This window comes from Burkholderia sp. AU31652 (genome assembly GCF_002223155.1).
Taxonomy (GTDB): domain Bacteria; phylum Pseudomonadota; class Gammaproteobacteria; order Burkholderiales; family Burkholderiaceae; genus Burkholderia.
In genome coordinates, this window is sequence record NZ_NKFG01000005.1 from 366,915 (window position 1) to 392,756 (window position 25,842).

27 protein-coding genes and 1 riboswitch are annotated in these 25,842 nt (G+C 67.5%); of the genes, 20 read left to right on the forward strand and 7 right to left on the reverse strand.

Annotated features, from left to right (window positions below; translation table 11 throughout):
• Positions 1-56: 56 nt before the first annotated feature.
• On the forward strand, positions 57-1,133 hold the full coding sequence (locus tag CFB40_RS19180; protein WP_089432064.1) for a C45 family autoproteolytic acyltransferase/hydolase: 1,077 nt from the start codon (positions 57-59) through the stop codon (positions 1,131-1,133).
• A gap of 98 nt (positions 1,134-1,231) precedes the next feature.
• On the opposite strand, the gene CFB40_RS19185 is transcribed toward CFB40_RS19180, so the two are convergent.
• The 4 genes from CFB40_RS19185 to CFB40_RS19200 all read right to left on the reverse strand — a co-directional run bounded on the left by CFB40_RS19185 (position 1,232) and on the right by CFB40_RS19200 (position 4,497).
• Positions 1,232-2,617, reverse strand: coding sequence for an MFS transporter (locus tag CFB40_RS19185; protein WP_089432065.1), 1,386 nt, complete (start codon positions 2,615-2,617; stop codon positions 1,232-1,234).
• Between the two features lie 182 nt (positions 2,618-2,799).
• Positions 2,800-3,657, reverse strand: a complete 858-nt coding sequence (locus tag CFB40_RS19190) for an XAC2610-related protein (protein ID WP_089432066.1) — start codon at positions 3,655-3,657, stop codon at positions 2,800-2,802.
• A gap of 47 nt (positions 3,658-3,704) precedes the next feature.
• Positions 3,705-4,073, reverse strand: a complete 369-nt coding sequence (locus tag CFB40_RS19195; RefSeq protein WP_089428430.1) for a hypothetical protein — start codon at positions 4,071-4,073, stop codon at positions 3,705-3,707.
• Between the two features lie 31 nt (positions 4,074-4,104).
• A complete protein-coding gene (locus tag CFB40_RS19200) occupies positions 4,105-4,497 on the reverse strand; it encodes a winged helix-turn-helix transcriptional regulator (RefSeq protein ID WP_089428429.1) in 393 nt (130 codons plus the stop codon).
• A gap of 136 nt (positions 4,498-4,633) precedes the next feature.
• Here CFB40_RS19200 and CFB40_RS19205 point away from each other — a divergent pair, with 136 nt between their 5' ends.
• The 10 genes from CFB40_RS19205 to arsH all read left to right on the forward strand — a co-directional run bounded on the left by CFB40_RS19205 (position 4,634) and on the right by arsH (position 14,995).
• A complete protein-coding gene (locus tag CFB40_RS19205) occupies positions 4,634-5,257 on the forward strand; it encodes a glutathione binding-like protein (protein ID WP_089432067.1) in 624 nt (207 codons plus the stop codon).
• Positions 5,258-5,344: 87 nt separating this feature from the next.
• A complete protein-coding gene (locus CFB40_RS19210) occupies positions 5,345-5,746 on the forward strand; it encodes a hypothetical protein (protein WP_089432068.1) in 402 nt (133 codons plus the stop codon).
• A 92-nt stretch (positions 5,747-5,838) separates the two neighbouring features.
• The gene (locus tag CFB40_RS19215) at positions 5,839-7,131 is read left to right on the forward strand and encodes a TolC family protein (protein WP_306427342.1); all 1,293 of its coding nucleotides are present in this window, start codon (positions 5,839-5,841) and stop codon (positions 7,129-7,131) included.
• An 11-nt stretch (positions 7,132-7,142) separates the two neighbouring features.
• The gene (locus CFB40_RS19220; RefSeq protein WP_089432070.1) at positions 7,143-8,669 is read left to right on the forward strand and encodes an efflux RND transporter periplasmic adaptor subunit; all 1,527 of its coding nucleotides are present in this window, start codon (positions 7,143-7,145) and stop codon (positions 8,667-8,669) included.
• On the forward strand, positions 8,669-11,875 hold the full coding sequence (locus tag CFB40_RS19225; protein WP_089433246.1) for an efflux RND transporter permease subunit: 3,207 nt from the start codon (positions 8,669-8,671) through the stop codon (positions 11,873-11,875). The genes CFB40_RS19220 and CFB40_RS19225 overlap by 1 nt, the downstream gene beginning before the upstream one ends.
• Positions 11,872-12,243 carry a copper-binding protein gene (locus tag CFB40_RS19230; protein WP_089428424.1) on the forward strand — a complete coding sequence of 124 codons (372 nt, stop codon included), beginning with the start codon at positions 11,872-11,874 and terminating at the stop codon, positions 12,241-12,243. The genes CFB40_RS19225 and CFB40_RS19230 overlap by 4 nt, the downstream gene beginning before the upstream one ends.
• A gap of 194 nt (positions 12,244-12,437) precedes the next feature.
• Complete coding sequence (locus tag CFB40_RS19235; RefSeq protein WP_089428423.1) at positions 12,438-12,770, forward strand: ArsR/SmtB family transcription factor; 333 nt, start codon at positions 12,438-12,440, stop codon at positions 12,768-12,770.
• Positions 12,767-13,837 (forward strand): ACR3 family arsenite efflux transporter, encoded by a 1,071-nt coding sequence (arsB, locus tag CFB40_RS19240; RefSeq protein WP_089432071.1) that lies wholly within the window; start codon positions 12,767-12,769, stop codon positions 13,835-13,837. The genes CFB40_RS19235 and arsB overlap by 4 nt, the downstream gene beginning before the upstream one ends.
• A gap of 20 nt (positions 13,838-13,857) precedes the next feature.
• On the forward strand, positions 13,858-14,280 hold the full coding sequence (arsC, locus tag CFB40_RS19245) for an arsenate reductase (glutaredoxin) (protein ID WP_089432072.1): 423 nt from the start codon (positions 13,858-13,860) through the stop codon (positions 14,278-14,280).
• Complete coding sequence (arsH, locus tag CFB40_RS19250; RefSeq protein ID WP_089432073.1) at positions 14,258-14,995, forward strand: arsenical resistance protein ArsH; 738 nt, start codon at positions 14,258-14,260, stop codon at positions 14,993-14,995. Before arsC ends, arsH begins: the two co-directional genes overlap by 23 nt.
• Positions 14,996-15,085: 90 nt before the next feature.
• On the opposite strand, the gene CFB40_RS19255 is transcribed toward arsH, so the two are convergent.
• A complete protein-coding gene (locus tag CFB40_RS19255; RefSeq protein ID WP_089432074.1) occupies positions 15,086-16,099 on the reverse strand; it encodes a sodium:calcium antiporter in 1,014 nt (337 codons plus the stop codon).
• A gap of 73 nt (positions 16,100-16,172) precedes the next feature.
• Positions 16,173-16,348, reverse strand: a riboswitch (yybP-ykoY riboswitch).
• 119 nt (positions 16,349-16,467) lie between these two features.
• Here CFB40_RS19255 and CFB40_RS19260 point away from each other — a divergent pair.
• The 4 genes from CFB40_RS19260 (at position 16,468) to CFB40_RS19275 (ending at position 19,521) form a co-directional block, all read left to right on the forward strand.
• Positions 16,468-16,743 (forward strand): metal/formaldehyde-sensitive transcriptional repressor, encoded by a 276-nt coding sequence (locus tag CFB40_RS19260; RefSeq protein WP_089428418.1) that lies wholly within the window; start codon positions 16,468-16,470, stop codon positions 16,741-16,743.
• A 12-nt stretch (positions 16,744-16,755) separates the two neighbouring features.
• Positions 16,756-18,039, forward strand: coding sequence for a CDF family Co(II)/Ni(II) efflux transporter DmeF (gene dmeF / locus CFB40_RS19265; protein WP_089432075.1), 1,284 nt, complete (start codon positions 16,756-16,758; stop codon positions 18,037-18,039).
• Positions 18,040-18,041: 2 nt separating this feature from the next.
• Positions 18,042-18,227 (forward strand): DUF1289 domain-containing protein, encoded by a 186-nt coding sequence (locus CFB40_RS19270; RefSeq protein ID WP_089432076.1) that lies wholly within the window; start codon positions 18,042-18,044, stop codon positions 18,225-18,227.
• An 85-nt stretch (positions 18,228-18,312) separates the two neighbouring features.
• Positions 18,313-19,521 carry an MFS transporter gene (locus tag CFB40_RS19275; RefSeq protein WP_089432077.1) on the forward strand — a complete coding sequence of 403 codons (1,209 nt, stop codon included), beginning with the start codon at positions 18,313-18,315 and terminating at the stop codon, positions 19,519-19,521.
• Between the two features lie 19 nt (positions 19,522-19,540).
• On the opposite strand, the gene CFB40_RS19280 is transcribed toward CFB40_RS19275, so the two are convergent.
• Both CFB40_RS19280 and CFB40_RS19285 read right to left on the reverse strand, forming a co-directional pair.
• Positions 19,541-20,950 (reverse strand): heavy metal sensor histidine kinase, encoded by a 1,410-nt coding sequence (locus tag CFB40_RS19280; protein WP_089432078.1) that lies wholly within the window; start codon positions 20,948-20,950, stop codon positions 19,541-19,543.
• Positions 20,947-21,618: a heavy metal response regulator transcription factor gene (locus CFB40_RS19285; RefSeq protein WP_089432079.1), complete on the reverse strand. Its 672-nt coding sequence runs from the start codon at positions 21,616-21,618 to the stop codon at positions 20,947-20,949. The genes CFB40_RS19280 and CFB40_RS19285 overlap by 4 nt, the downstream gene beginning before the upstream one ends.
• 115 nt (positions 21,619-21,733) lie before the next feature.
• Between CFB40_RS19285 and CFB40_RS19290 the strand changes: the two genes are divergently transcribed.
• From CFB40_RS19290 to CFB40_RS19310, 5 genes are all read left to right on the forward strand, one after another.
• Positions 21,734-22,261, forward strand: a complete 528-nt coding sequence (locus CFB40_RS19290; RefSeq protein ID WP_256976845.1) for a hypothetical protein — start codon at positions 21,734-21,736, stop codon at positions 22,259-22,261.
• A gap of 90 nt (positions 22,262-22,351) precedes the next feature.
• Entirely contained in the window at positions 22,352-22,633 is a 282-nt protein-coding gene (locus CFB40_RS19295) for a hypothetical protein (protein ID WP_089428412.1), read from the forward strand.
• Positions 22,630-24,126 (forward strand): TolC family protein, encoded by a 1,497-nt coding sequence (locus tag CFB40_RS19300; RefSeq protein ID WP_089432081.1) that lies wholly within the window; start codon positions 22,630-22,632, stop codon positions 24,124-24,126. Before CFB40_RS19295 ends, CFB40_RS19300 begins: the two co-directional genes overlap by 4 nt.
• A 1-nt stretch (position 24,127) precedes the next feature.
• Positions 24,128-25,423, forward strand: coding sequence for a multicopper oxidase family protein (locus tag CFB40_RS19305; protein ID WP_089432082.1), 1,296 nt, complete (start codon positions 24,128-24,130; stop codon positions 25,421-25,423).
• Between the two features lie 67 nt (positions 25,424-25,490).
• Positions 25,491-25,838 (forward strand): copper-binding protein, encoded by a 348-nt coding sequence (locus CFB40_RS19310; protein ID WP_089428409.1) that lies wholly within the window; start codon positions 25,491-25,493, stop codon positions 25,836-25,838.
• Positions 25,839-25,842 lie beyond the last annotated feature (4 nt).

Sequence of the window (25,842 nt, forward strand, 5' to 3'; positions counted from 1 at the left end):
ATGCCTCACGCGCCGGGCCGCGCGGGCCCGGCGCATTCAACCCAGGAGATTTGACCTTGAAGCTGCACACCTTCGTGACCGACATCACCGATCCGCGCGAGCGCGGCCGCCTGATCGGCGAGCGCTTCGCGCCGGAGATCCGCGAGACGGTCGCGCTGTATCTCGCGTTCTTCCCGAAGCTCGGCATCGCGCCGCAGCGCGCACGGGAGATCGGCGAAGCGAGTCTCGCCACGCTCGGCGCGTGGTGCCCGCGCCTCGCCGCCGAAGTCGAGGCGATCGCCGACGGCGTCGACCTGCCGCGCTGGCAGCTCGCGTGCCTGAATGCACGCACCGAGATTCTCGCCACCGCACCCGCATCGGCCGAAGGCGAGTGCTCGACGACCGTCCATGCGCCGGCCGGCCCGCACGCACCGCGCACGCTGCAGACGTGGGACTGGCACGACAGCCTCGCACCGCAGGGGCTGCTGATGCAGATCGCGACGCCGCACGGCCGCACCGTCAAGCTGTTCTCCGAATTCGGGATGCTGGCGAAGCTCGGCGTGAACAGCGCGGGGCTCGGACTGCACTTCAACATCCTGCATCACGCGAGCGACAACGACAGCGCCGGCGTGCCGGTGCATGCGATCGCGCGGCGCCTGCTCGAAGACGCGACGACGGTGCAGGAGGCGATCGACATCGCGCGCACCGCACGCGTGAGCGCGTCGACGGTGCTGACCGTGTTCACGCGGCACGATGCGAACCCGCGTGCGGCGAGCATCGAGCTGAGCCCGTCAGGCGTGGGTGTGGTGGTGCCGCGTCCGGACGGCTGGCTGCTGCATACGAACCACTTCCTCGATCGCGCGTTGAGCGGCGGCGAGTGCATGCCCGACAGCTCGACCACGCGCGAGCGCTTCGCGCACCTGAATGACGTCGTGAACGGGATGACGAGTGCCGATGTGCGCGAGCGCGCGGCGGCGATGTGCGGGGCGGCCGGCGACCAGGCCGTCGTGTGTTTCCATCCGGACCTGTCGATGCCCGACACCGAGCGCTGGGAAACGCTGCTGACCGTCGGCATCGACACCGATGCGTGCGCGCTCGACTACGTGGCGGGCAATCCGCACGACCTCGCGCGGGATGGGGCTCTGCGGTTCTGACGTGACGCACGACGCACGATGCACGATGCACGATGCACGACGCGCGGTCAGCGGTAGCGGTAAGACCGGGCGGCACGTGCGTGCCGCCCTCGTGACGTTTACGCGTCGATGCGCTCGACCTTGCCAACGAGCAGCCCGTACGACAGGCTGCCGGCGAGCGCCATCGCGGCGATGTAGGTGATCGCCCGCGAGAAGTCGGCGCCGTCCACGAGCAGCCCGATCACGATCGGTGTCGCGATCGCGGACAGGTTGCCGATCAGGTTGAACACGCCGCCCGTGAGGCCGAGCAGCCGCGCGGGCGCGAGCCCCGACACGAGCGACCACGTGATCGACGCGAAGCCGTTGCCGAAGAACGCGATCGTCATGAACGCGATGACCCAGCCGGTCGACGTCACGTAGTTCGCGCCGATGATGCAGGTCGAGATCAGCAGCCCCGAGATGATCGGCAGCTTGCGCGCGAAGCCCTGCGATGCGCCGCGGCGCATCAGCCAGTCCGACAGCACGCCCGAGCACAGCACGCCGACGAACGCGGCGAGGAACGGCAGCGACGCGAGGAAGCCCGATTTAATGAAGTCCATTCCGCGATACTTGACGAGGTAGGTCGGGAACCACGTGAGGAAGAACCACAGCGTCGAGTTCAGCGCGAACTGGCCGAGATAGATGCCCCACAGCTTGCGCCGGCCGAGCACGACACCGAGGTCGCGCCACGTCGACGGCGCGCGTTCGGTGCGTGCCGCGACGCGGTCCTCGAGATCGACGAGCCCGCCGCCGTCGCGGATCAGCGCGATCTCGGCCGCGTTGACGCCACGAAACGCGCGCGGCTCGCGATATACCGCATACCAGATCGCGGCCCACACGATGCCCGCGAGGCCGGTTGCGACGAACACCATGTGCCAGCCGAGATGCACCTGCAGCCACGCGAGCACCGGCGTGAGGAACGCGAGGCCGACGAACTGGCCCGACGTGTAGCCGCCGATCGCGCTTGCGCGTTCGCGGGTCGGGAACCAGGTCGTCACCACGCGGTTGTTGATGGGATAGGCAGGCGCTTCGAGCGCACCGACCGCGAGGCGCAGCACGATCAGCCCGACGAACGAGCCCGCGAAACCGAGCAGCAGCGTCGCGGCCGACCATAGCGCGAGCGCACCGGCATACAGCACGCGCGGCGATACCATGTCGACGAGCCAGCCGCCCGGAACCTGCATCAGCGCGTAGGTCCAGCCGAACGCGGAGAACACGAGGCCCGCGCGCACCGGATCGATGTTCAGCTCCTTGAACAGCGCGGGCGCGGCGATCGACAGGTTGCTGCGGTCGAGATAGTTGATCACGACGGTGACGAACAGCAACGCGACGATCAGCAGCCGCTTGCGGCTCGGTGGCGTGGTGGGTGCCGCGGCCGAACGGGCGGCGGGATCGGATGCGATGCCGGCGCGCGCGGGCGGTTGTTCCGGCGGGTGGGCGTGGGTGCGCGACGCGGAATGGGCCACGGTTGTCTCCTGTGTTCGGTGCCCGGCCGTCGCCCGCGAACGGGGCGGCCGAATCGAATGGCGTTGGGGCGAACGTTAGAGCCGTGGCGGGAAGCACGTCAACATTTGGACAGGCATCCCTATTAATGGGACGTGACACGCTCAATATGTGGGAATGAGCGGCGATCACGCCGCCGCGTACATCAGTTGGCCGTCGCTTCCTTCGCGCTGACCCAGCCCTGCACCGCGCCCGCTTGCGGATTGCGATACCGCACCTTCAGCCACTGGAAATCGGCGCTCGCGTCGATTAGCTCGACCGTGTCGCCCGCGACGACGTAGCGGCGCGTGGGCGCATCGTTCATCGTATCGTGCAGCGGCAGGCGCGCCGGGCGCACCTTGAACGTGACGGTGCCGCCGCCGTACGCGTCCGGGCGGCGCGATACGCGCTTGCCTTGCGCGTCGTAGGTCAGCAGCATCGACGACGGGCCGGAATCCGCATCGATCAGGTCGCGCAGGTCGTCGGGAATCGCTTCGCTGGACTGGTACAGATACAGCTTGCCGCGCGCATCGTAGCGGTACGCATCGGTGTACCAGATCGGGCCGCCGCGGCAGGAGCTGTACAGCGTGCGTTCCTTCGGCTTCGCGACCACGTTGACCAGGTCGTCGCAGTTGCCATGCCGCATATTGCTCGCCGGCATGCGCAGCGGTTCGAACTGCTGGCGTGCGGCGTCGTACAGGTAGATGCCGTAGCTGTCGTTGACCATGCCGAGCGTCGCGTGCATGGCGAGATCGCGGTGGCCGTCGAAGTTGTAGTCGTCCGACGAGAGGTGATAGTGACCTTCCTCGTCGGCGGCGATCACGTCGAGCGTTTGCGTCTTGCCGCTCGGCAGGAAGCGCACGGTGATGTGCGCGCTGTCCGCGCGTTCGACGCGGGCCGTGACGGTGTCGTCGACCTTGAACGTGAGCAGCGGCTTGGCCGCGTGCGCGGCAGGCGCGAGCGATGCGCACGCGGCGAGCAGCAGCGCGGTCGCGGCAAGACTGGGAAGCGGGAAGCGCGTCATGAGCAGGCGTAAGAGCGAAAGTCGAGGAAGAACCGGCCGGCGACTGCCTAGCCGCGCGTGCTGTCGTCCTGAAAGCCGTTCTTGCCGACGAAGATCTCCTTCAGCGCGGCGCGCAGCGTGACCGGGTCGTATTGGCCGGGCGCGAGATGGATCACGTAGCGCGTCTGGCCGTCGAGCCGCGCGGCGAGCGCGGGTTCGATCTCGACGTCGATCGTGTCGTCCGTCAGGCGCACCGACAGATCTTTGACGCGCGCGTTGACCTGGTCGCGCACCATCACTTCGATCAGCGCGTCGTCCGGAAAGCGCGACAGCGCGAAGCAATAGTCCTGCTCGGCGTCGTGACAGTAGATGTTGGCGAAGCTTTCGTCGTCGTCGAGATCGGACGTCGCCGCGCCGATGGTGGCGTGAAGTTCCATGAGTGTGGGTTCCTGCGTATGGGAGCTGGGGTTATCGGGTGGAGTGGTGTGCTGTTTCGATCGCGGCGGCCGCATCGGGCGCGACACCGATATCGCACGACGCATCGGCATCGCGCGCCTTCAGCCACAGGCCGAATTCGCGCATGACTTCGACGACGGGCCGCAGCCGGTCGCCGTCGGCGGTCAGATCGTACTCGACCCGCACCGGCACTTCCGGATAGACGGTCCGCCGCACGAGCCCGGCGTCTTCGAGCGCGCGCAGGTCGAGCGTCAGCATGCGCTGCGAGATGCCGGGCATGTCGCGCCGCAGGTCGCTGAAGCGTCGCGGCCCGTCGAGCAGATACGACACCAGCAGCAGCCGCCAGCGGCCGCCGAGCAGGCGCATCGCTTCTTCAACGGAACATCCGGTCGCACTCGTTTTCATCGTGGCGAATCCTGGTCGGTAAATTTTTTGTGACTACGGCACAAACGACTGCCGTCTTCTCAGCCTCGCGCCGATGCGAGATATTAGCGCCCGCGTCGCGGCGAATCGATACATGGACAACCCACGAAGGACACGCATGAAGCTCTATCACGCTCCCGGAAGCTGTTCGCAGGCGATCTGCATCGTGCTGCGCGAAGGCGGCATCGACGCGGAAGTCATCAAGGTCGACGCGCGCAAGCATGTCATTGAAGACGGGCGCAATTACTACGATGTGACCGAACTCGGCTACGTGCCGCTGCTCGAACTCGACGACGGCACGCGGCTGCGCGAAGGGCCGGTGATCGCGCAGTATCTCGCGGATCTGTGTCCGCAGGCGGCGCTTGCGCCCGCCTACGGCACGCTCACGCGCTATCGGCTGTTGGAGTGGCTGAACTTTCTCACGGCGGAAATCCACAAGGGCTTCATTCCGCTGCTGTACGCGGTGCAGGCGGGCAAATACGTCGATCCGGCGAGAACGAAGCTCGACAGCCGCTTGGCCTGGATCGATCGCCAGCTCGACGGCAATACGTTCTTGATGGGCGACGCGTTCACGCTCGCCGATGCATACCTGTTCGCGCTGACCGGCTGGGGCAAGGCGGAATGGCTGCGGTCGGTGTACCACGCGGATATCGACCTGACCCGCTATGCGCATCTGCGTGCGTGGTACGAGCGGGTGCGGGCGCGGCCGGCGGTGCTGGAGGCCGACGGGCTCGCGCGGTAGCAGGCGACGGCGGTCGCGGAGTCGGCACGTCGTTACGCTTCATCGACGCGTCGCCACACAGCAAAACCCCGCGCTATAATCCCCGCCATGAAATTCCTCCGGACGCTCATCCTGCTGCTGCTTTGCGCGGTGCTGCCCATCAGCGGGCTGGCAGCCAGCGGCCTGGCCGGGGAATGTCCGATGATGCAGCAGGGCATGTCGATGTCGATGTCGATGTCGATGTCGATGGACATGGACGCCGGCATGTCCGCCGACATGCCGGGCTGCGATTCGATGCAGTCGTCGTCCGCCGGCAACGCCCACGCGAAAGCGAAGGGCACGGCCTGCAAGCTGACGGCGCAATGCCAGTTCGGCAGTCTCTATCATCCGGCCGCGCGCGCCGAAGTCAGTCGTCCCGCGGCATTCGCCAGCACCGTCGCGTTCCACTACGCGCAAATCCTCCCGGTCCGCGATCCGAACGGATTGTGGCGCCCTCCACGCATCAGCTGATCCCGATCCGATAGGTTCGCCGCATTCGCGGTGAGGTTCGTCCTGTATCAGGACGTGGAATCCCTATGGGGTTCCGCCGTTGGGGTTCAACCATGTCATTCCATCCCGGCATGCCGCTTGCGCGGTGTGCACGTCGGCGCGCGCCCATGCTTTGGGCGGCGCTGCTGGTGGCGGGCGCCGTTCACGCGCAGCCATCGCCTGTCACGCTGGACGCCGCGCTGCAGTCCGCCACCGATCATTCCGCTTCGATGCAGGCCGCGCAAGCGTCGGTGCGCGCGAGCGCGGAGGCGGCCGTGAAGGCCGGCCAGCTGCCCGACCCGATGCTCAAGGCCGGCATCGACAACCTGCCGGTCAACGGCGGCCAGCGCTTCACCGTCGGCCAGGACTTCATGACGATGCGCCGCATCGGCATCGAGCAGGAGTGGGTGTCCGGCGACAAGCGGCGCCTGCGCTCGGCGCTCGCCAACGAGCAGGTCGGGCGCGAGCGCGCCGGCTATCTCGCGCAGCTCGCGAGCGTGCGCCAGCAAACCGCGACGGCGTGGCTGAACGCCGTCTACGCGAAGCAGGCGCTCGCGCTGCAGCAGGCGCTGCTCGATCACATGAACCATGAGCTTGAAGCGACGAAGGCGTCGTATCGCGGCGCGAAGGCGAGTGCGGCCGATGTCGTCCAGGCGCGGGCCATGCTCGCGCAGACGCAGGATCAATTGCTGAAAGCGCGGCAGGTCTACCAGACCGCGCTCATCGCGCTGTCGCGCTGGACCGCCGTGCCGGTCGACGACGTTGCGGGCGCGCCGCCCGCGCCGGAATCGTTCGTGTCGTCGCTGCCGCCGGACGAGTTGCGGCTGTCGCAGCCGGCGCTGATCACCGCCGCCGACGATATCGCGGTGGCCGAGGCCGATACGGCCGTCGCGAACAGCGAACGCAGCCCGAACTGGACGTGGGAAGTCGCGTACCAGCAGCGTGGCGGCGCGTATTCGAACATGGTGTCCGTCGGCGTGACGATTCCGCTGCCGCTCAATCGCAAGAACCGCCAGAACCGCGACGTCGCCGAAAAGGCCGCGCTCGCGACGAAGGCGCGCCTGATGTACGAGGACACGCTGCGCCAGGTGCAGGCCGATATCCGCACGCAGTCCGCGACGCTCGCGAGCGGTCGTGCGCGCATCGCGAATCTCGGCGACGCATTGCTGCCCGCCGCCGACCAGCGCGTGCAACTGGCGAACGCGGCCTACCGTGCCGGCACAGGTTCGCTCGCCGATACGTTCGCCGCGCGCCGCGCGCAACTGGATGCGCAATTGCAGGTGCTCGATCTCCGGCGCGAGGTGTCGCAGACCTGGGCGCAGCTCGAATACCAGGTCGTGCCGTCGACGCTGGCCGCCGCGCAATAAAGGAGAACGACATGACGAAGCAAACATGGGCCCGCGCGGCCGTGCTGGCGTTCGCCGGTGCCGCGCTGCTCGGCACGGGTTATTTCGTGGGCGCACGCCATGCGTCAAGCGCCGCGACTGACGCCGCCGCGTCGGCCTCGACCGGCAAGCCCGGTTCGACGAGCGGCCGAAAGGTGCTCTACTGGCACGACCCGATGGTGCCGAACCAGCATTTCGACAAACCGGGCAAGTCGCCCTTCATGGACATGCAACTGCAACCCGTCTACGCGGACGAAGGCGGCGGCGCGTCCGGCATCCGGATCGATCCGGGCCTGCAGCAGAACCTCGGCATCCGCTATGCGACCGTGCGCCGGCAACAGACGGCGGCCGGATTCGATGCGGTGGGCACCACGCAGTTCGACGAATCGCGCGCGGACGTCGTCCAGTCGCGCGTGACCGGCTACATCGACCGTCTCCATGCGCGCGCACCGATGCAGCGCATCGCGAAAGGCGCACCGGTCGCATCGCTGTTCGTGCCCGACTGGCTCGCGCCGCAGGAGGAATACCTCGCGCTCAAGCGCGGCGGGATGGACGCCAGCCTGCTCGATGCATCGCGTGCACGGATGCGGGCGCTGTCGATTCCCGACGGCATGATCGCGCGCCTCGATCGCACCGGCCGCGTGCAGACGCACGTCGTGCTGACCGCGCCGGAAACCGGCGTCGTCAGCGAGCTGAACGTGCGGGACGGCGCGATGGTTGCGCCCGGTCAGACGCTCGCGAAGATCGCCGGGCTGTCGACGCTGTGGCTCATCGTCGAGGTGCCGGAAGCGCTTGCGCTGACCGTGCAGCCGGGGATGGCGGTCGATGCGACGTTCGCGGGCGACCCGGCACAGCATTTCACCGGACGCATCCGCGAAGTGCTGCCCGGCATCAGCACGAGCAGCCGCACGCTGCAGGCGCGCGTGGAGATCGACAACGCGGCGCTGAAGCTCACGCCCGGCATGCTGATGCGCGTGCGGGTCGCCGCGCGGCAGACCGTGTCGCGCCTGCTCGTGCCGTCCGAAGCGGTGATCGCGACCGGCAAGCGCTCGATCGTCATCGTGAAGAATCGCGACGGCCGGCTGCAGCCCGTGACGGTGACGGTGGGTAACGACGTCGGCAGCGACACCGAAGTGCTCGGCGGGCTGAACGAAGGCGACACGGTCGTCGCATCGGGGCAGTTCCTGATCGATTCCGAGGCGAGCCTGAAAAGCGTGTTGCCGCGGCTGGAAAGCGGCACCGGCGCGAGCGGGGCAGCGGCGATGCCCGCGTCGACGCCGAAAGCGGCGACACCGGTCTACGAAACCACCGGCAAGGTCGAACAGGTCACGGCCGACGACATCACGTTCTCGCATCAGCCCGTTCCGGCGCTCGGCTGGGGCGCGATGACGATGGCGTTCGGCAAGCCGTCGGCCACCGCGTTCCCGGACGTGAAGCCGGGTCAGACGGTGCGCTTCGCGTTCACGCAGGGCGACGACGGTTACCGGCTGACGAAGGTCGAACCGCAGGGAGGCGAATGATGATCGCGCACGTCATTCGCTGGTCCGTCCACAACCGCTTCCTCGTGCTGCTCGCCACCGTGCTGATTGCCGCATGGGGTGTTCATTCGCTGCGGCAGACGCCGCTCGATGCATTGCCCGACCTGTCGGACACGCAGGTGATCGTGAAGGCGTCATATCCGGGCAAGGCGCCGCAGATCGTCGAGGATCAGGTGACCTATCCATTGACGACCACGCTGCTCGGCGTGCCCGGCGCGAAAACCGTCCGCGCGTATTCGTCGTTCGGCGACGCGTTCGTCTACGTGCTGTTCGACGACCGCACCGATCCGTACTGGGCGCGTTCGCGTGTGCTCGAATACCTGAGCCAGGTGCAGAGCCGTCTGCCTGCCGGCGCGACGGTGTCGCTCGGGCCGGATGCGACCGGTGTCGGCTGGGTGGTCGAGTACGCGCTCGTCGATCGCACCGGCCGTCACGATCTCGGGCAACTGCGCGCGCTCAACGACTGGTTCCTGAAGTTCGAGCTGAAGGCGGTGCCCGATGTGTCGGAAGTCGCGAGCATCGGCGGCATGGTGCAGCAGTACCAGGCCGTGCTCGATCCCGACAAGCTGCGCGCATACGGCATCACGCAGGCGGAAGTCGCGAGCGCACTCGGCAGCGCGAACCAGGCGTCCGGCGGTTCGGTCGTCGAGCTGGCCGAGTCGGAGTACATGGTGCGCTCGACCGGCTACCTGCGCACGCTCGACGATTTCCGGCACGTGGTGCTGCGCACGAACGACGCCGGCACGCCGGTGCTGCTCGGCGACGTCGCGCGCATCCAGGTCGGCCCGGCGATGCGGCGCGGGATCGCGGAGCTGAACGGGCAGGGTGAGGTGACGGGCGGCGTCGTCGTGATGCGCTCGGGCAAGAACGCGCTGACCACGATCGATGCGGTCAAGGCGAAGCTCGCCGACCTGAAGCGTTCGCTGCCGCCCGGCGTCGAGATCGTCACGACCTACGATCGCTCGCAGCTGATCGCGCGCGCGGTGGGCAACCTGAAGCACAAGCTGATCGAGGAGTTCGTGATCGTCGGCATCGTCTGCGCGGTGTTCCTGTTCCACCTGCGCAGCGCGTTCGTCGCGATCCTGTCGCTGCCGCTCGGCGTGCTGGCCGCGTTCATCGTGATGCGCTACCAGGGCGTGAACGCGAACCTGATGTCGCTCGGCGGGATCGCGATCGCGATCGGCGCGATGATCGACGCGGCGATCGTGATGATCGAGAACGCGCACAAGCATCTCGAAGCGTACGACCACGCGCATCCCGGCGAGCCGATCACGGCCGCGCGACGCTGGGAACTCGTCGCGACGTCGGCCGCGGAGGTCGGGCCCGCGCTGTTCTTCTCGCTGCTGATCATCACGCTGTCGTTCATCCCGGTGTTTTCGCTGGAAGGGCAGGAGGGCAAGCTGTTCGCGCCGCTCGCGTTCACGAAGACCTACACGATCGCCGCCGCCGCCGGCCTGTCGGTGACGCTGGTGCCGGTGCTGATGGGCTATCTCGTGCGCGGCCGCATTCCGCACGAGCACGCGAACCCGATCAACCGCGTGCTGATTCGCGCGTACCGGCCGCTGCTCGAAGCGACGCTCAGGCGCCCGTGGGTCGCGATCGGCATCGCGGTCGTCGCGCTCGTGCTGACGGCCGTGCCGCTGTCGCGGCTCGGCGGCGAATTCATGCCGCCGCTCGACGAAGGCGACCTGCTGTACATGCCGACCGCGCTGCCCGGCATCTCCGCCGACAAGGCGAGCGAGCTGTTGCAGCAGACCGACCGGCTGATCAAGACCGTGCCCGAGGTCGACACGGTGTTCGGCAAATCGGGCCGCGCCGATACCGCGACCGATCCCGCGCCGCTCGAGATGTTCGAGACGACGATCAGCTTCAAGCCGCGCAGCGCCTGGCGGCCCGGCATGACGCCGGAGAAGCTCGTCGACGAACTCGATCGCACGGTAAAGGTGCCGGGGCTGTCGAACGTGTGGGTGCCGCCGATCCGCAACCGGCTCGACATGCTGTCCACCGGGATCAAGACGCCGGTCGGCGTGAAGATTGCCGGGCCGGACCTGGCCGGGATCGACGCGATCGCGAAGCAGGTCGAGGCCGCCGTGAAGCCCGTGCCGGGCGTGACGTCCGCGCTCGCGGAACGGCTGAACGGTGGCCGCTATATCGACGTCGACATCGACCGGCTCGCGGCCGCGCGCTACGGGCTGTCGGTGGCCGACATCCAGTCGGTCGTGTCGACGGCGGTCGGCGGCGACGATGTCGGCGAAGTGATCGCGGGGCGCGAGCGCTTTCCGATCAACCTCCGCTACCCGCGCGAGGTGCGCGATTCGGTCGAGAACCTGCGGCAGCTTCCGGTCGTCACCGCGCGCGGCGCGCAGATCCGCCTGAGCGACGTCGCACGCATCGCGATCGCCGATGGCCCGCCGATGATCCGCAGCGAGAACGCGCGACTGTCCGGCTACGTGTACGTCGATCTCCGCGGCGTCGACCTGAGCACCGCCGTCCGCACGATGCAGCAGGCCGTCGCGCGGCAGGTCGCGTTGCCGCCCGGCTATTCGATCGCGTGGTCGGGGCAGTTCGAGTATCTCGAACGCGCGGCGGCCAAGCTGCGCACCGTCGTGCCGGTGACGCTCGTGGTGATCTTCGTGCTGCTGTTCCTCACGTTCGGCTCGGCGGCCGATGCGCTGCTGCTGATGTCGACGGTGCCGTTCGCGCTGGTCGGCGGCTTCTGGCTCGTGTGGGCGCTCGGCCACGCGGTGTCGGTCGCGACGTCGGTGGGCTTCATCGCGCTCGCGGGCGTGGCCGCCGAATTCGGCGTCGTGATGCTGCTGTACCTGAAGGGCGCGCTGCAGCGCCGGCTCGACGCCGGCGAACCACTCAACGATGCGCTGCTGCTCGACGCGATCCGCGAAGGCGCGGTGCTGCGCGTGCGGCCCAAGGCGATGACGGTGGCCGTCGTGCTCGCCGGCCTCGTGCCGATCATGGTCGGGCACGGTGCCGGTTCCGAAGTCATGCAGCGCATCGCCGCGCCGATGGTCGGCGGCATGGTCACCGCGCCGCTGCTGTCGATGTTCGTCATTCCCGCCGCCTGGCTCCTGCTGCAGCGCCGTCGTGCGCGAAGCGCGGGCCATGCGTGGCATTCCGAAGCAGTTCCGCACGGCACGAACGTGCCATCCATCCCAACCGGAGAATCCCGATGAAGAAGTTGATTACCGTCACCGTTGCTGCTGCCGCCGTACTTGCTGTCGGCACGCTCGTCACCCCCGCCTTTGCAGCCGGCGACATGGCCGGCATGGACATGTCCGGCATGAAGATGTCGTCGGGCGGCATGGCCGAGTCGAATGCCGCGCTGACCGACGCCGAAGTGAAGAAGGTCGATGCCGCGACCGGCAAGATCACGCTGAAGCACGGCGCACTCGAGAACGTCGGGATGCCACCGATGACGATGGCGTTCAAGGCGAAGGACGCGGCGATGCTCGAGCACGCCCGTGCGGGCGACAAGGTCAAGGTGCGGATCGAGAAGGTCGACGGCACGCTGACGATCGTCAAGCTGGTGAAGGCGTCCTGACCTGAGCGCATGCCGGTGCGTCGCCCGTCCGCGAGGCGGGCGGCTGCACCGGTGCCGTGCGTGTCGGGCCGGAAGCCGCGAGTGCGGCCGGGTTTGACAGTGCGCGAAGGGCTGGGGAGCGGCCAAGCACGGGATCCGCACCATCATTTCAATAATGCTTGAAATGTCGAAATGATGGCGCTATCCTTCGCGCCATGGACTCCAATCTCGTCGTGCGCGCCCTGGGCGCGCTTGCTCATGAAGCGCGCCTGGCCATCTTTCGCGCGCTGGTCGTGGCCGGGCCCGAAGGGCTGTCGGCTGGTGCGATCGCCCAGCAGATCGGGCTGTCGCCATCGAGCCTGTCGTTTCATCTGAAGGATCTGTCGCATGCCGACCTGGTCACCGCGCGCCAGGACGGCCGGTTCATCTATTACGCGGCGAATTTCGAATCGATGAGCGGGCTCATCGGGTTCCTGACCGAGAACTGCTGCGCCGGCGCGGCCTGCGGCGTGCCGACGGCGCCCGATTGCTGCGGAGGCGATGCATGACCGGCTCGGACGTTGCACAACCGCAAGCCGTGGCGGCCCCGCCCGCCATCGGCTTCTTCGAGCGCTACCTGAGCGTGTGGGTGGCGCTGTGCATCGTGCTCGGCATCGCGCTGGGCCAGGCGCTGCCCGGGCTCTTTCAGCACATCGGCCGCATGGAATACGCGCAGGTCAACCTGCCCGTCGGGCTGCTGATCTGGGTGATGATCGTGCCGATGCTGGTCAAGGTCGATTTCGGCGCGTTGCATGAGGTTCGGCAGCATGTGCGGGGGATCGGCGTCACGCTCGTCGTGAACTGGCTCGTCAAGCCGTTTTCGATGGCGCTGCTCGGCTGGCTGTTCGTCCGGCAGCTGTTCGCGCCGATGCTGCCCGCCGACCAGATCGACAGCTATATCGCCGGCCTGATCCTGCTGGCCGCCGCGCCGTGCACGGCGATGGTGTTCGTGTGGAGCCGGCTGACGGGCGGCGATCCGCTGTTCACGCTGTCGCAGGTCGCGCTGAACGACAGCATCATGGTGATCGCGTTCGCGCCGCTGGTGGGCCTGTTGCTGGGGATGTCCGCGATCACGGTGCCGTGGGCGACGCTGCTCACGTCGGTCGTGCTCTACATCGTCATCCCGGTGATGCTCGCGCAAGTGTGGCGCAGGCTGCTGCTCGCGAAGGGGCCGGCGGCGTTCGACCGCGCGATGGCGAAGATCGGCCCGTGGTCCATCGCCGCGCTGCTGGCCACGCTGGTGCTGCTGTTCGCGTTCCAGGGCGAGGCGATCCTGAAGCAGCCGCTGGTGATCGCGCTGCTCGCGGTGCCGATCCTGATCCAGGTGTTCTTCAACGCAGCGCTCGCCTACGGGCTCAATCGCCTCGTCGGCGAGAAACACAGCATCGCGTGTCCGTCGGCGTTGATCGGTGCGTCCAATTTCTTCGAGCTGGCCGTGGCCGCCGCGATCAGCCTGTTCGGCTTCCACTCGGGCGCCGCGCTCGCGACCGTCGTCGGCGTGCTCATCGAAGTGCCGGTGATGCTGCTCGTCGTGCGCGTCGTCAACCGTTCGAAGGGCTGGTACGAGTGCGCGTGAAACCATTCAGGAATCCGGAAATGACCGACATCACGATCTATCACAACCCCGATTGCGGCACGTCGCGCAACACGCTGGCGATGATTCGCAACGCCGGCGTCGAGCCGCGCGTCGTGCTTTACCTCGAAGCGCCGCCGAGCCAGGCAGAGCTGCGTGCGCTGATCGCGGCGATGGGCGTGCCCGTGCGCGACGTGCTGCGGCGCAAGGGGACACCGTATGAAGCGCTCGATCTCGACAATCCGAAGTGGAGCGACGACGACCTGATCGGCTTCATGGTCGCTCACCCGATCCTGATCAATCGCCCGATCGTCGTCACCCCGCTCGGCACGCGGCTGTGCCGTCCGTCCGAGCAGGTGCTCGACATCCTGCCCGATCCGCAGAAGGGGCCGTTTGCGAAGGAAGACGGCGAAATCGTGATCGATGCGGAGGGCAAGCGTGTCTGACCGACTGAACGATCTGCCGCAACTCGATGCCACGCTCTTTCGCGTGCCGGACGCGAGCCGGCTGCAGCCCGCGCGGCCGTCGACGCATCCGCCTCGAATCGTGTTGCTCTACGGGTCATTGCGCACGCGCTCGTTCAGCCGGTTGCTGGTCGAGGAGGCGGCGCGGTTGCTGACGGCGATGGGCGCCGAAGCCAGGATCTTCAATCCGGCCGGCTTGCCGCTGCCTGACGATGCGCCCGACGACCACCCGAAGGTGGCCGAGTTGCGCGAGCTCGTGCAATGGTCGGAGGGCATGGTGTGGTGCTCCCCCGAGCGGCACGGCGCGATGACCGGCGTGATGAAAGCGCAGATCGACTGGATTCCGCTGTCGGTCGGCGCGGTGCGGCCGACGCAAGGCAAGACGCTGGCGGTCATGCAGGTCAGCGGCGGATCGCAGTCGTTCAACGCGGTCAACCAGATGCGCGTGCTCGGACGCTGGATGCGCATGCTGACCATCCCGAACCAGTCGTCCGTCGCGAAGGCGTTCATGGAATTCGGCGACGACGACCGGATGAGGCCGTCCGCGTATTTCGACCGGGTCGTCGACGTCATGGAGGAACTGGTCAAATTCACGCTGCTGACGCGCGACGTCGGTGCGTACCTGACGGACCGCTACAGCGAGCGCAAGGAAAGCGCCGAGCAACTGGCGCAGCGTGTGAACCAGACGCGCATCTGAATCGCTTGCGGGCCGGCGGCGCGACGATGCTTCATTCGCGCCGGGCAGCGGGATCGTGCCCGGCGCGTCCGTTGAGTCCGTTGAGCAGGATCAGCGCGCCAGCGTCAGGAACAGATACCCCGCATACCCCGCGCCGTTCGCGAGCAACGCCCAGATCGCGAGCCCGCGCGTGCGCGCATTGACGCGCAGCCACGCCGCCGCCGCGAGCGTGATGATCACGCCGGTCAGCACTTCGGGGCGCGGCTCCCACGGCGTCAGCATGATGCCGATCGCCGGCAGCAGCGTGCCCTGGAACACCATCGCGCCGGTGATGTTGCCGAACGCGAGCGTGTCCTTCCTGCGGCGGATCCACAGCACGCTGTTGACCTTCTCCGGCAGTTCCGTCGCGATCGGCACGATGATCAGCGACAGCAGCAGCGCCGCCGATACGCCCAGCACGTGCGACACGCCTTCCACGCCGTGGATGAAGCCCTTCGCCCCGCCGACCAGCAGCGCGACGCCGAGGAGCAGTTGCAGCGCGATCGTCGCGAGGTTGGTCGGCACACCGAGGCGCGACAGGAACATCGTGTGCGGCGCCTCGGTGCCGTGCCCGGCATCGACGAGCTGGCTCGACGCGCGGAACGTCATCACGACATACATCACGTAGATGCCGACCAGCATCGCCGCGAGCAGCGCGCGCACGGCCCCGTTGTGATGCGGGACGAACATCGCGGCGGTGGCCAGCGAGAACGCGGCGAGGAAGTAGTTCATGTCGCGCACGAAGCCGGTGCGTTCGGGCGCGATCGTGCCGCGCAGCCCGCGCGAGCGGATCACGGCGAGCGTCATCAGGAAGGTGGTGAGCGTCGCGAGCATCAGCGGCGCGCCGAGAATCGCGCCGACGCCGATCTCCTCGTTCACGGCCTGGTTCGCCGTGCCGCCTGCGAGCGCGAGCAGCGGCACCATCGTTTCGGGCAGCGCGGTGCCGACGGCCGCGAACAGCGAACCGGTGACGCCTTCGGAAATCTTCAGGCGTTCGCCGAGATGTTCGAGCGCGTTGGTGAAGACCTCGGCGGCGATGAGGATGACGACCAGCATGAACGCCAGTTCGACAAACATGAAAGTCATGCGGCACCTCCGCAGGCATGCGCGCGGACGGCGGCGAAACGCGGGGAGAGGGCGGTGGGGAACATGGGGACTCCGTGGTCGGACGCTGACAAACCATGGCGCATCCGCCGACGTCCGACCAGGAACGACGCGATGCGCCCATGGTCTCGCCAGGCCGATCAGGCTGAACGCGCCACGGCCGCAGGCCGAGTGTGTTGACGCGTTCGCTTTCCAGGGACGGAAAGCAGGCTACTCCCCAAAGACGAAGGGCAGTCTAGTCGAGCGGATTGCTTTCGACAAGCCTTCATCTCAAAAAATATACCCCTCTCCCCTATAGGGGCAGCCTTCCGGAGATATACTCCCCCTCCCTATGCAGGAGTCCGTCATCGATGAGTCATACCGTTCGTGAAAAACAGAAGCTGCTGAACCGCGTGCGCCGTATCAAGGGCCAGGTCGAGGCGATCGAGCGCGCGCTCGGTGACGAGCGCGGCTGCAACGAGGTGCTGCAATTGATCACGAGTTGTCGCGGCGCGATGAACGGGCTGCTGGCCGTCGTGCTGGAAGACCACATTCGCGAGCACATGGTCGATGCACATGGGCCGGACGAGCACGAAGGCAGCGCGACCGAGCAGCTGATCGACGTGGTGCACAGCTATTTCAAGTGATCGGGGTGGAGCATGAGCAATTTCACGAATGACGCGTTCGGCGCGGGGCACGACCATATCTTCCTTGGCGCCGCGCACGAGCAGAACGAGCGGCGGACGTGGATGGTGATCGGCCTGTGCGCGGCGATGATGATGGTCGAGATCGTCGGCGGCACGCTGTTCGGGTCGCTGGCGCTCGTCGCCGACGGGCTGCACATGTCGACGCACGCAGGCGCGATGCTGATCGCCGCGCTGGCCTATACCTATGCGCGCAGGCATGCCGACGATCCGCGCTTCGTGTTCGGCACCGGCAAGCTGGGCGACCTGGCCGGGTTCACGAGCGCGATCGTGCTCGCGATGATCGCGATCCTGATCGGCTACGAGGCGGTTGCGCGGTTGCTGGCGCCGGTCCCGATCCATTTCGGCGAGGCGATTCCGATCGCGGTGCTCGGTCTTGCGGTCAACCTGGCGAGCGTGTGGCTGCTGAGCGGCGGGCATCACGGGCACGATCACGGCCACCATCACGGGCATGGACACGGCCATGGGCACGCGCACGACGATCACGCGGACGAAGCCATGCGGGTGTTCTCGACAACCGGCGTGTTCGACGTATCGGTGTTCGAGGACGGTGTGCCGCCGGTGTTCCGGATCGCGCCCGCCACCGGCGGGTCGAGCGTCGACGGGGTGTCTGCATCGATCACGACCGTCCGTCCCGACCAGTCGCGACAGCATTTCACGATGGTGGCGCGGAACGGCTTCCTGGAGTCGCGGGAGACGATTCCCGAGCCCCATGCGTTCGAGGCGATCGTGACGCTCAACGGCCACGAGCACGCGCTGACGTTCGTCGAACACGATCATCATGAAGGCGCGCACGCTGCGGCGGCCCGCGATCACAACATCCGGTCGGCCTACGTTCACGTGATCGCCGATGCCGCGGTGTCGGTGCTGGCCATTATCGGGTTGCTGCTCGCGCGTGCCTTCGGCTGGGTCTGGATGGACCCCGTCGCGGGCATCGTCGGCGCGCTCGTCATCGCGAACTGGTCGTACGGGCTGATGCGCGATACGGGCGGCATCCTGCTCGACGTCAATGTCGATCGCAAGCTGGCGGAGCGCGTGCGTCACGCGATCGAGGCGTTCGGCGACAAGGTCAACGATCTTCACGTGTGGCGGGTCGGTCCCGGCCACATGAGCGCGATCGTGTCGGTCGAGACCGTCGATGCGGCGCGCGACGCGCGCTTCTACCATGCACTGGTCGAAGGCTTCGACGGCGTGTCGCACGTGACCGTCGAAGTGATGACGTCGGCAAAGGCAGCCTGACCGTGGCCGTGAAATCGCCGTGTATCGAGCTGTGCGCGTTCGATGGCCGCACCGGATTCCGCACGGGCTGCTTGAGGACGCGCGACGAGGCACGCGACTGGAAGAAACTGACCGACCATCGTCGGCACCAGATACTGAACGACCGCCATCGCCGCCAGGCGAAGATCCGGCGCGAGACGGGGGAATAGCGCGGGCCGGCATGTGTGTCGTGTCACCGGACTGCAGTAGTATCACCGGCATCCCGTGTCGGGATTCCTGAACCGCGAGCGACCCATGCAGACCGAACCGTCGACCGGCGTTCTTCGCCAGATTCCTCGCAGTGTCTGGTTGCTGGGCTGCGTCAGCCTGCTGATGGACGTGTCGTCGGAAATCATCCACAGCCTGTTGCCGATGTTCCTGATGGCGGGGCTCGGCGCGAGCGCGACCGCGATCGGCGTCATCGAGGGGATCGCCGAGGCGACGTCGCCGGTCGTCAAGGTGTTCTCCGGCACGCTGAGCGACTACCTGCGCAATCGCAAATGGCTGGCGGTGGCCGGATACGGGCTCGGCGCGCTCAGCAAGCCGCTGTTCGCGATCGCGCCGACGATCGGCGTCGTCGTGACGGCACGGATCGTCGACCGGATCGGCAAGGGGATTCGTGGGGCGCCGCGCGATGCGCTGGTGGCCGACGTCACCCCCGTCCACCTGCGCGGCGCCGCCTACGGGCTGCGACAGTCGCTCGACACGGTGGGCGCGTTCCTCGGGCCGCTTCTTGCCGTCCTCATCATGCTGGGGTGGCACGACGATTTCCGCCTTGCATTCTGGCTGGCCGTGATTCCCGGCGTGCTGGCCGTGGCGCTGCTCGCGTTCGGCATCGACGAGCCGGCGCGTGCGCCGGGCGAGCCGCGCGTCAACCCGATCCGACGCGATGTCGTCGCGCAGCTCGGCGCGCGCTACTGGTGGGTCGTCGCCGTCGGCGCCGTGTTCGCGCTGGCCCGCTTCAGCGAAGCGTTCCTGGTGCTGCGCGCGCTGGGCAGCGGCGTACCCGTCGCATTCGTGCCGCTCGTGATGGTGGCGATGAACGTCGTGTACGCATTGTCGGCCTACCCGTTCGGCAAGCTCGCCGACACGACGAGCCACAAGACGCTGATGGTGGCCGGGCTCGTCCTGCTGATCGCCGCCGATATCGTGCTCGCACACGGCGCGCATTGGGGAACCGTACTCGTCGGCGTCGCGTTGTGGGGGCTCCATATGGGGATGACGCAGGGGTTGCTCGCGACGATGGTCGCGCATGCCGCGCCGGCCGCATTGAGAGGCACGGCGTTCGGTGTGTTCAATCTGCTCAGCGGCGTGGTGACGCTCGTGTCGAGCGTCGTCGCGGGCATCCTGTGGGACCGGGTGGGTGCAGCAGCCACGTTCTACGCCGGGGCCGTGTTCAGCGCGGTGACCATCGTGTTGCTCGTCTGCATTCGCGCGTCATTTGCGGCCGTTCAGGATCGCTAGCCGGAAGGCGGCGAACGGGTTAGCTATCCGTGCCGCGCGGAAAATAAAGCGCGAACGTCGTGCGCCCGTCGCGGCTCGCGACCTCGACCTTGCCGCGATGCAGCTCCATGATCGATTTCACGATCGCGAGCCCGAGCCCCGCGTTGCGCGCCGCGCCGTGCCGCGACGAATCGATCCGGTAGAAGCGCTCGAAGATCTTGTCGACCTGTTCGGGCGGAATCGCGGCGCCGCGATTCGTGACTTCGACGACCGCGTAGCGGCCTTGCGCCGACACCGCGAGCTCGATCGTCGACGCGGCTTCCGCATGTTCGAGCGCGTTTGACGTAAGGTTGCTGACGGCACGCCGGAACAGCGTCGCGTCCGCGACCACCGGCGCTTCGCCGTGCACGTCGATGCGCACGCCGGCTTCGTCGGCCAGCGCCTGGAAATACGACGCGAGCCGGCGCAGCTCGCTGCCCGCATCGAACTCGGCGGTCTTCAGGTGCTGCCGGGCGTTATCGGTGCGCGCGAGAAACAGCATGTTCTCGATCATCCGCTGCAACCGTTCGCATTCCTCGATGTTCGAATCGATCAGCGCTTCGTATTCCTCGGTCGTGCGCGCGCGCGACAGCGTGACCTGCGACGCGCTGATCACGTTGGCGAGCGGCGTGCGCATGTCGTGCGCGAGATCGGACGAGAATTGCGACAGCCGCACGAACGCGCGTTCGAGGCGGTCGAGCATCCGGTTGACCGACGTCGCCAGTTCACGCAGCTCGACCGGGCCGCCGCGCGCGTCGAGCCGTGCGTTCAGGTTGTGGGCCTCGATGCGCGACGTCTGCCGGCCAAGGCTCTCGACCGGGCGCAGGCCGCGCGACGCAACCGCATAGCCTAGCGCGCCGACCAGCAGCGCGCCCACGGCCGCCGCGAGCCAGATGTCGACGCGATAGCTTTCGAGCAGCGACTGGCGATCGGTCGCCGTGCGCGCGAGCGCGACCTGGATCGCGTCGCCGGACGGCAGCGTTTCGCGTGCATAGACGCAACGCGACGTGCCGATGCCGGGCGGCGAACAGGTGAACGGCCCGCGGGCTCGGCTGGCCGGATGCGGGGCCGCGATCACCGACGCGAGCGTATTGCCGGCTTCGTCGGAATGCTCGACGAGCGCGCGGTCCTGCGCATCGTAGATGCCGAGATACACGCCCGGGTGCGACAGCAGCACCTCATGAAACACGGCCGGATCGGCACGCAGCGCGGCGATCGATCCGCTCGCGTGCGCCAGTTGCAGGAACTGGTTGAGCTTGCCGGAAATCTCGATGTCGTCGCGCCGCGTCAGCTCGGCGGACAGCGAGCGATACAGGTACGCGCCGGTCAGCGCGAACACGAGCGCGGCGACGACGGCGAACGCGAGCGTCAGGCGCCGCAGCAGCGAATACGAGCCGGGGCGGCGTGTCACGCACGATCCTCGAGCACGTAGCCCATCCCGCGGATCGTGTGGATCAGCTTCTTCTCGTAGGCGTTGTCGATCTTCGCGCGCAGGCGCTTGATCGCCGCATCGACGACGTTCGTGTCGCTGTCGAAATTCATGTCCCAGATCTGCGACGTGATGAAGGTGCGCGTCAGCACTTCCCCCTCGCGTTCGGCAAGCAACTGCAGCAGCGCGAATTCCTGCGCGGTCAGGTCGATGCGGGTGTCGGCGCGCCGCACGCGGCGGCGGATCAGGTCGACTTCGAGATCGGCAACCTGCAGGATATCGCGCACGTTGCGCGGCGCGCGCCGCAGCAGCGAGCGGATGCGCGCGAGGAACTCGGCATACGCGAACGGCTTGAGCAGGTAGTCGTCGGCGCCCAGCTCGAGCCCGGCGACCTTGTCCTCGATCGCCTCGCGCGCCGTGAGCAGCAGCACGGGCGTCTGCTTCTGCGCGCGCAGCCGCTTGAGTACCTCGAAGCCATCCATTTCCGGCAGCATTACGTCGAGCACGACGAGATCGAACTCCTCGTGCAGCGCGAGGAACAGCCCGTCCTTGCCGTTTTCCGCGACGTCGACCGTGTAGCTCGCCTCCATCAGCCCCTTGCGGAGGTACGACGCCATCTTGGGTTCGTCTTCGACTATCAGTATTCGCATGGTGGGGCAGGCTGTCCGTGAGTCATCCGTGATTCCAGCCGGTCAGTGTAACGCGTGAGCTTACGGCGCCGTGCGTGCGCGAAGGGTGACCGCCGGATGACGGAATTGTCATGAAATGCCGGTCATGTTTCGGCCATGTCATCGTCACCGCGGCGGCGATAAGCTGCGGCCGTCGTGTCCCCGGAGCGCGCCGTCGCGGCGCTGCGCCGGCCCATCCGGTCGTTGCCTGCGTGATTCCGCATCCATGTCGTACTGGCGCAAATTCCTCGTCGTCGTGCTGCTGGCGCTGAGCCTGCCGATCCAGTCGTTCGCGGCTGTGTCGATGGCGTGCGCGGGGGCGGTCGCGGCAATGACGCACGCGGAGGACGGGGCAAGCGCCGATGACGCGGTCGCGCCGCGTGCGATGCCGAGCGCGCTTGCTGGCCAGCATAAAGACGAGCACGCGCACGGCGATCATGCGCGACATGCACAGCCATGTTCCGCATGCGGGTCCTGCTGCCTCGGCGCTGGCATCGCGGATCTTCCCGCGATGTCCGATGCGTCGGGTATCGGTATCGCGCTCGCTTCCTTCGCTCCGACGCCGGTCGTCGTGTCGTTCCTGACCGGCGGCATCGACAGGCCGCCACGCGGGCATCTCGTCTAGACCCCGCCTGCGGCTTCGACCTGCCGCGCTCTGCAATCCGTTCCGGCATCCGCATCACGACCGCCGGACGACTCATGACGAGACCCATTCATGCGATTCATTACTGCGGCGCTGTTGAGCGTGGCGGCCCTCGTGCCGTCGCTCGCGCCAGCGCAAACCCCACTGCCTGATCCAGCGGATGCCACCGTGGCCGTGCCGGATATCACCGTGACATCCGTATTCGACGGCTACCGGCCGTATCGGGACGATGAGGGCCCCGGCTGGAAGCAACTGAACCGCGACGTGATGGAACGGCCCGCGAAGGGCCGTGCGACGGGCGGCGCGGCCGGAAGCGGCGCCGCGCATTCGAAGCACGGAGGCAGCGCGCAATGACGATGCTTGCGATATCGCCGAGGATCGCCGCGGCGGCGGCCGTGCTGGCCTTCCTTGCCGGCTGCACGACGTTTTCGAAGGACGGTGGCTTCGACGCGGTGTCGTCCGCCGCGTCGGAACGCATCGGGAAAGACGCGGTCGTGGTCAGGACCGACGCCGACCGCGAAGCCGTCGACAAGCGCACGAAGGAGCTGCTTGCGAAGCCGCTGTCGATGGACGACGCGGTGCAGGTCGCGCTGCTGAACAACCGTGGCCTGCAGGCGTCATATGCGGAACTGGGGTTGTCGGAAGCCGATCTCGTCCAGGCCGGCCGGTTGCCGAATCCGCGCTTCGCGTTCAGCCGCACCCGTGCCGGCGACGGCGAGCTGACGCTCGGCCGCACGTTCTCGGCGAACGTGTTCGCGCTGCTGACGATGCCGCTCGCGACGAACATCGAACGCCGCCGCTTCGAGCAGACCAAGCTCGAAACGGCCGACGCGATGCTGAAGGTCGCAGCCGACGCACGCCGTGCGTACGTCGAGGCCGTCGCGGCCGAGCAGGCCGCGAACTATGCGCAGCAGGTGCGCGATGCCGCGAGCGCGGCCGCCGAACTCGCGCAGCGCATGCGGCAGGCCGGCAACTTCAGCCGCCTCGATTACGCGCGCGAGCAGGCGTTCCATGCCGATGCGGTTGCGCAGCACGCGAAGGCGCGCCAGCAGGCCGTCGCCGCGCGCGAGAAGCTTACGCGCGCGATGGGCCTGTGGGGCGAACGCACACGGTACGCATTGCCCGAGCGCTTGCCCGACCTGCCGAAAGCGCGGCCGAACCTGCCCGATCTCGAGCGGTTCGCGATGAGCAACCGCCTCGACATCCAGGCCGCGAAGCTGCAGACGCAGGGCGTCGCGTCGTCGCTCGGCCTGAGCAAGGCGACGCGCTTCGTCAATGCGGTCGACCTCGGCTACGTGAACAACTACGAGACCGGCAAGGGGCACGAGCACGGCTACGAGATCAGCGTCGAGATTCCGCTGTTCGACTGGGGCGGCGCGAAGGTCGCGCGCGCCGAGGCCGTGTACATGCAATCGGCGAACCGGCTCGCTAAAGCGGCCATCGACGCGCGCTCCGACGTGCGCGAATCGTATGCGGCGTACGTGACGAGCTACGACGTCGCGACCCACTATCGCGACGAAGTCGTGCCGTTGCGCAAGACGATCTCCGACGAACTCCTGCTGCGCTACAACGGGATGCTCGCGAGCGTGTTCGAGTTGCTGACCGATGCGCGCGAGCAGGTCGGCGCGGTCAACGGCTACATCGATGCGCTGAAGGATTACTGGCTCGCCGAAACCGATCTGCAGATGGCCGTCGGAGGCCGGCTGCCGACCGACGGTGCCACGCCGCGCGCGACGCAATCCGTCGAACCCGCATCCCCTTCACACGCCGACGCTGCGCCGCAGCCGGCTTCTTCATCCGCGGCGCAACCGGCGCCCGCGACACAACCGCATCCGGAAGGTCATTGACATGGTGTCCCGTCGACAATTTCTCAGCGGCTCGGGCGCCGCGCTGCTGGGCGCCGCGATGGTCAGCAAGGCCGGCGCCGCGTCGCTGCCCGAAGCGCCCACGATGGCGAAAACGGCCACACAGCCGCCGCTCGTGCCGCCGAACGGCCGCCCGTACACGCCCGTCGCGACGCTGAACGGCTGGACGCTGCCGTGGCGGATGAAGAACGGCTGGAAGGAATTCCACCTGATGGCCGAGCCCGTCGTGCGCGAGATGGCGCCCGGCATGAACGCGAACCTGTGGGGCTACAACGGCCAGTCGCCGGGCCCGACGATCGAGGCCGTCGAAGGCGACAAGGTGCGCATCTTCGTGACCAACCGGTTGCCCGAGCACACGACGATCCACTGGCACGGGCTGCGGCTGCCGAACGGGATGGATGGCGTCGGCGGCCTCACGCAGCCGCATATCCCGCCCGGCAAGACCTTCGTCTACGAGTTCCAGCTGGAAGCGCACGGCACGTTCATGTACCACCCGCACGCCGACGAGATGGTGCAGATGGCGATGGGGATGATGGGCATGTTCATCGTGCACCCGAAGGATCCCGGCACGATGCCGGTCGATCGCGATTTCGTGTTCCTGCTCGCCGCGTACGACATCGATCCGGGCAGCTACACGCCGCGCGTGAACGAGATGACCGACTTCAACATGTGGACCTTCAACTCGCGCGTGTTCCCGGGCATCGATCCGCTGCCGGTGCGCGCGGGCGACCGCGTGCGGATTCGCTTCGGCAACCTGACGATGACGAACCATCCGATCCACCTGCACGGCTACAGCTTCGAAGTCGCGGGCACCGATGGCGGCTGGATTCCGCCGGCCGCGCGCTGGCCGGAAGTGACCGCGGATGTCGCGGTGGGCCAGATGCGCGCGATCGAGTTCACCGCCGATCGCCCGGGCGACTGGGCATTCCATTGCCACAAGTCGCATCACACGATGAATGCGATGGGCCACCAGGTGCCGAACCTGATCGGTGTGCCGCAGAAGGATCTCGCGCAGCGCATCGGCAAGCTCGTGCCCGACTACATGGCGATGGGCAGCACCGGCGGCGCGATGGGCGGCATGGAGATGCCGCTGCCCGACAACACGCTGCCGATGATGACGGGCACGGGCCCGTTCGGGCCGCTGGAGATGGGCGGCATGTTCACGGTCTGCAAGGTGCGGCAGGGGCTCGGCCGTAACGACTATCGCGATCCGGGCTGGTTCAAACATCCGAAGGGCACCGTCGCATACGAGTACACCGGCGAACTGCCGGACGGTTGAGCAGCAGCATGCGGCGGCTGCGTGCATGCGGCCGCCGGTTTCGTTTCATTCACTGGGAGTCGACACGATGAAGAAGGGACTGGTTTCGATGGCAATGGGGTGTGCACTGGTGTTTTCCGGCGCATCGTACGCGGCCGGCGACATGGCCGGCATGGACATGAGCGGCGGTGCGAAGCAGGAAGCCGCGGCGGCGCAGCGCATGTCGCACGGCGAAATCCGCAAGGTCGACACGGCCGCCGGCAAGCTGACGATCAAGCACGGCCCGCTCGAAAACCTCGGGATGGACGCGATGACGATGGTGTTCAAGGTGAAGGACCCGGCGATGCTGTCGCAGGTGAAAGCGGGCGACAAGATCGACTTCGTCGCGGAAGACGTGGACGGTGCGCTGACCGTCGTCGAGCTGAAGAAGCCGTGACGCG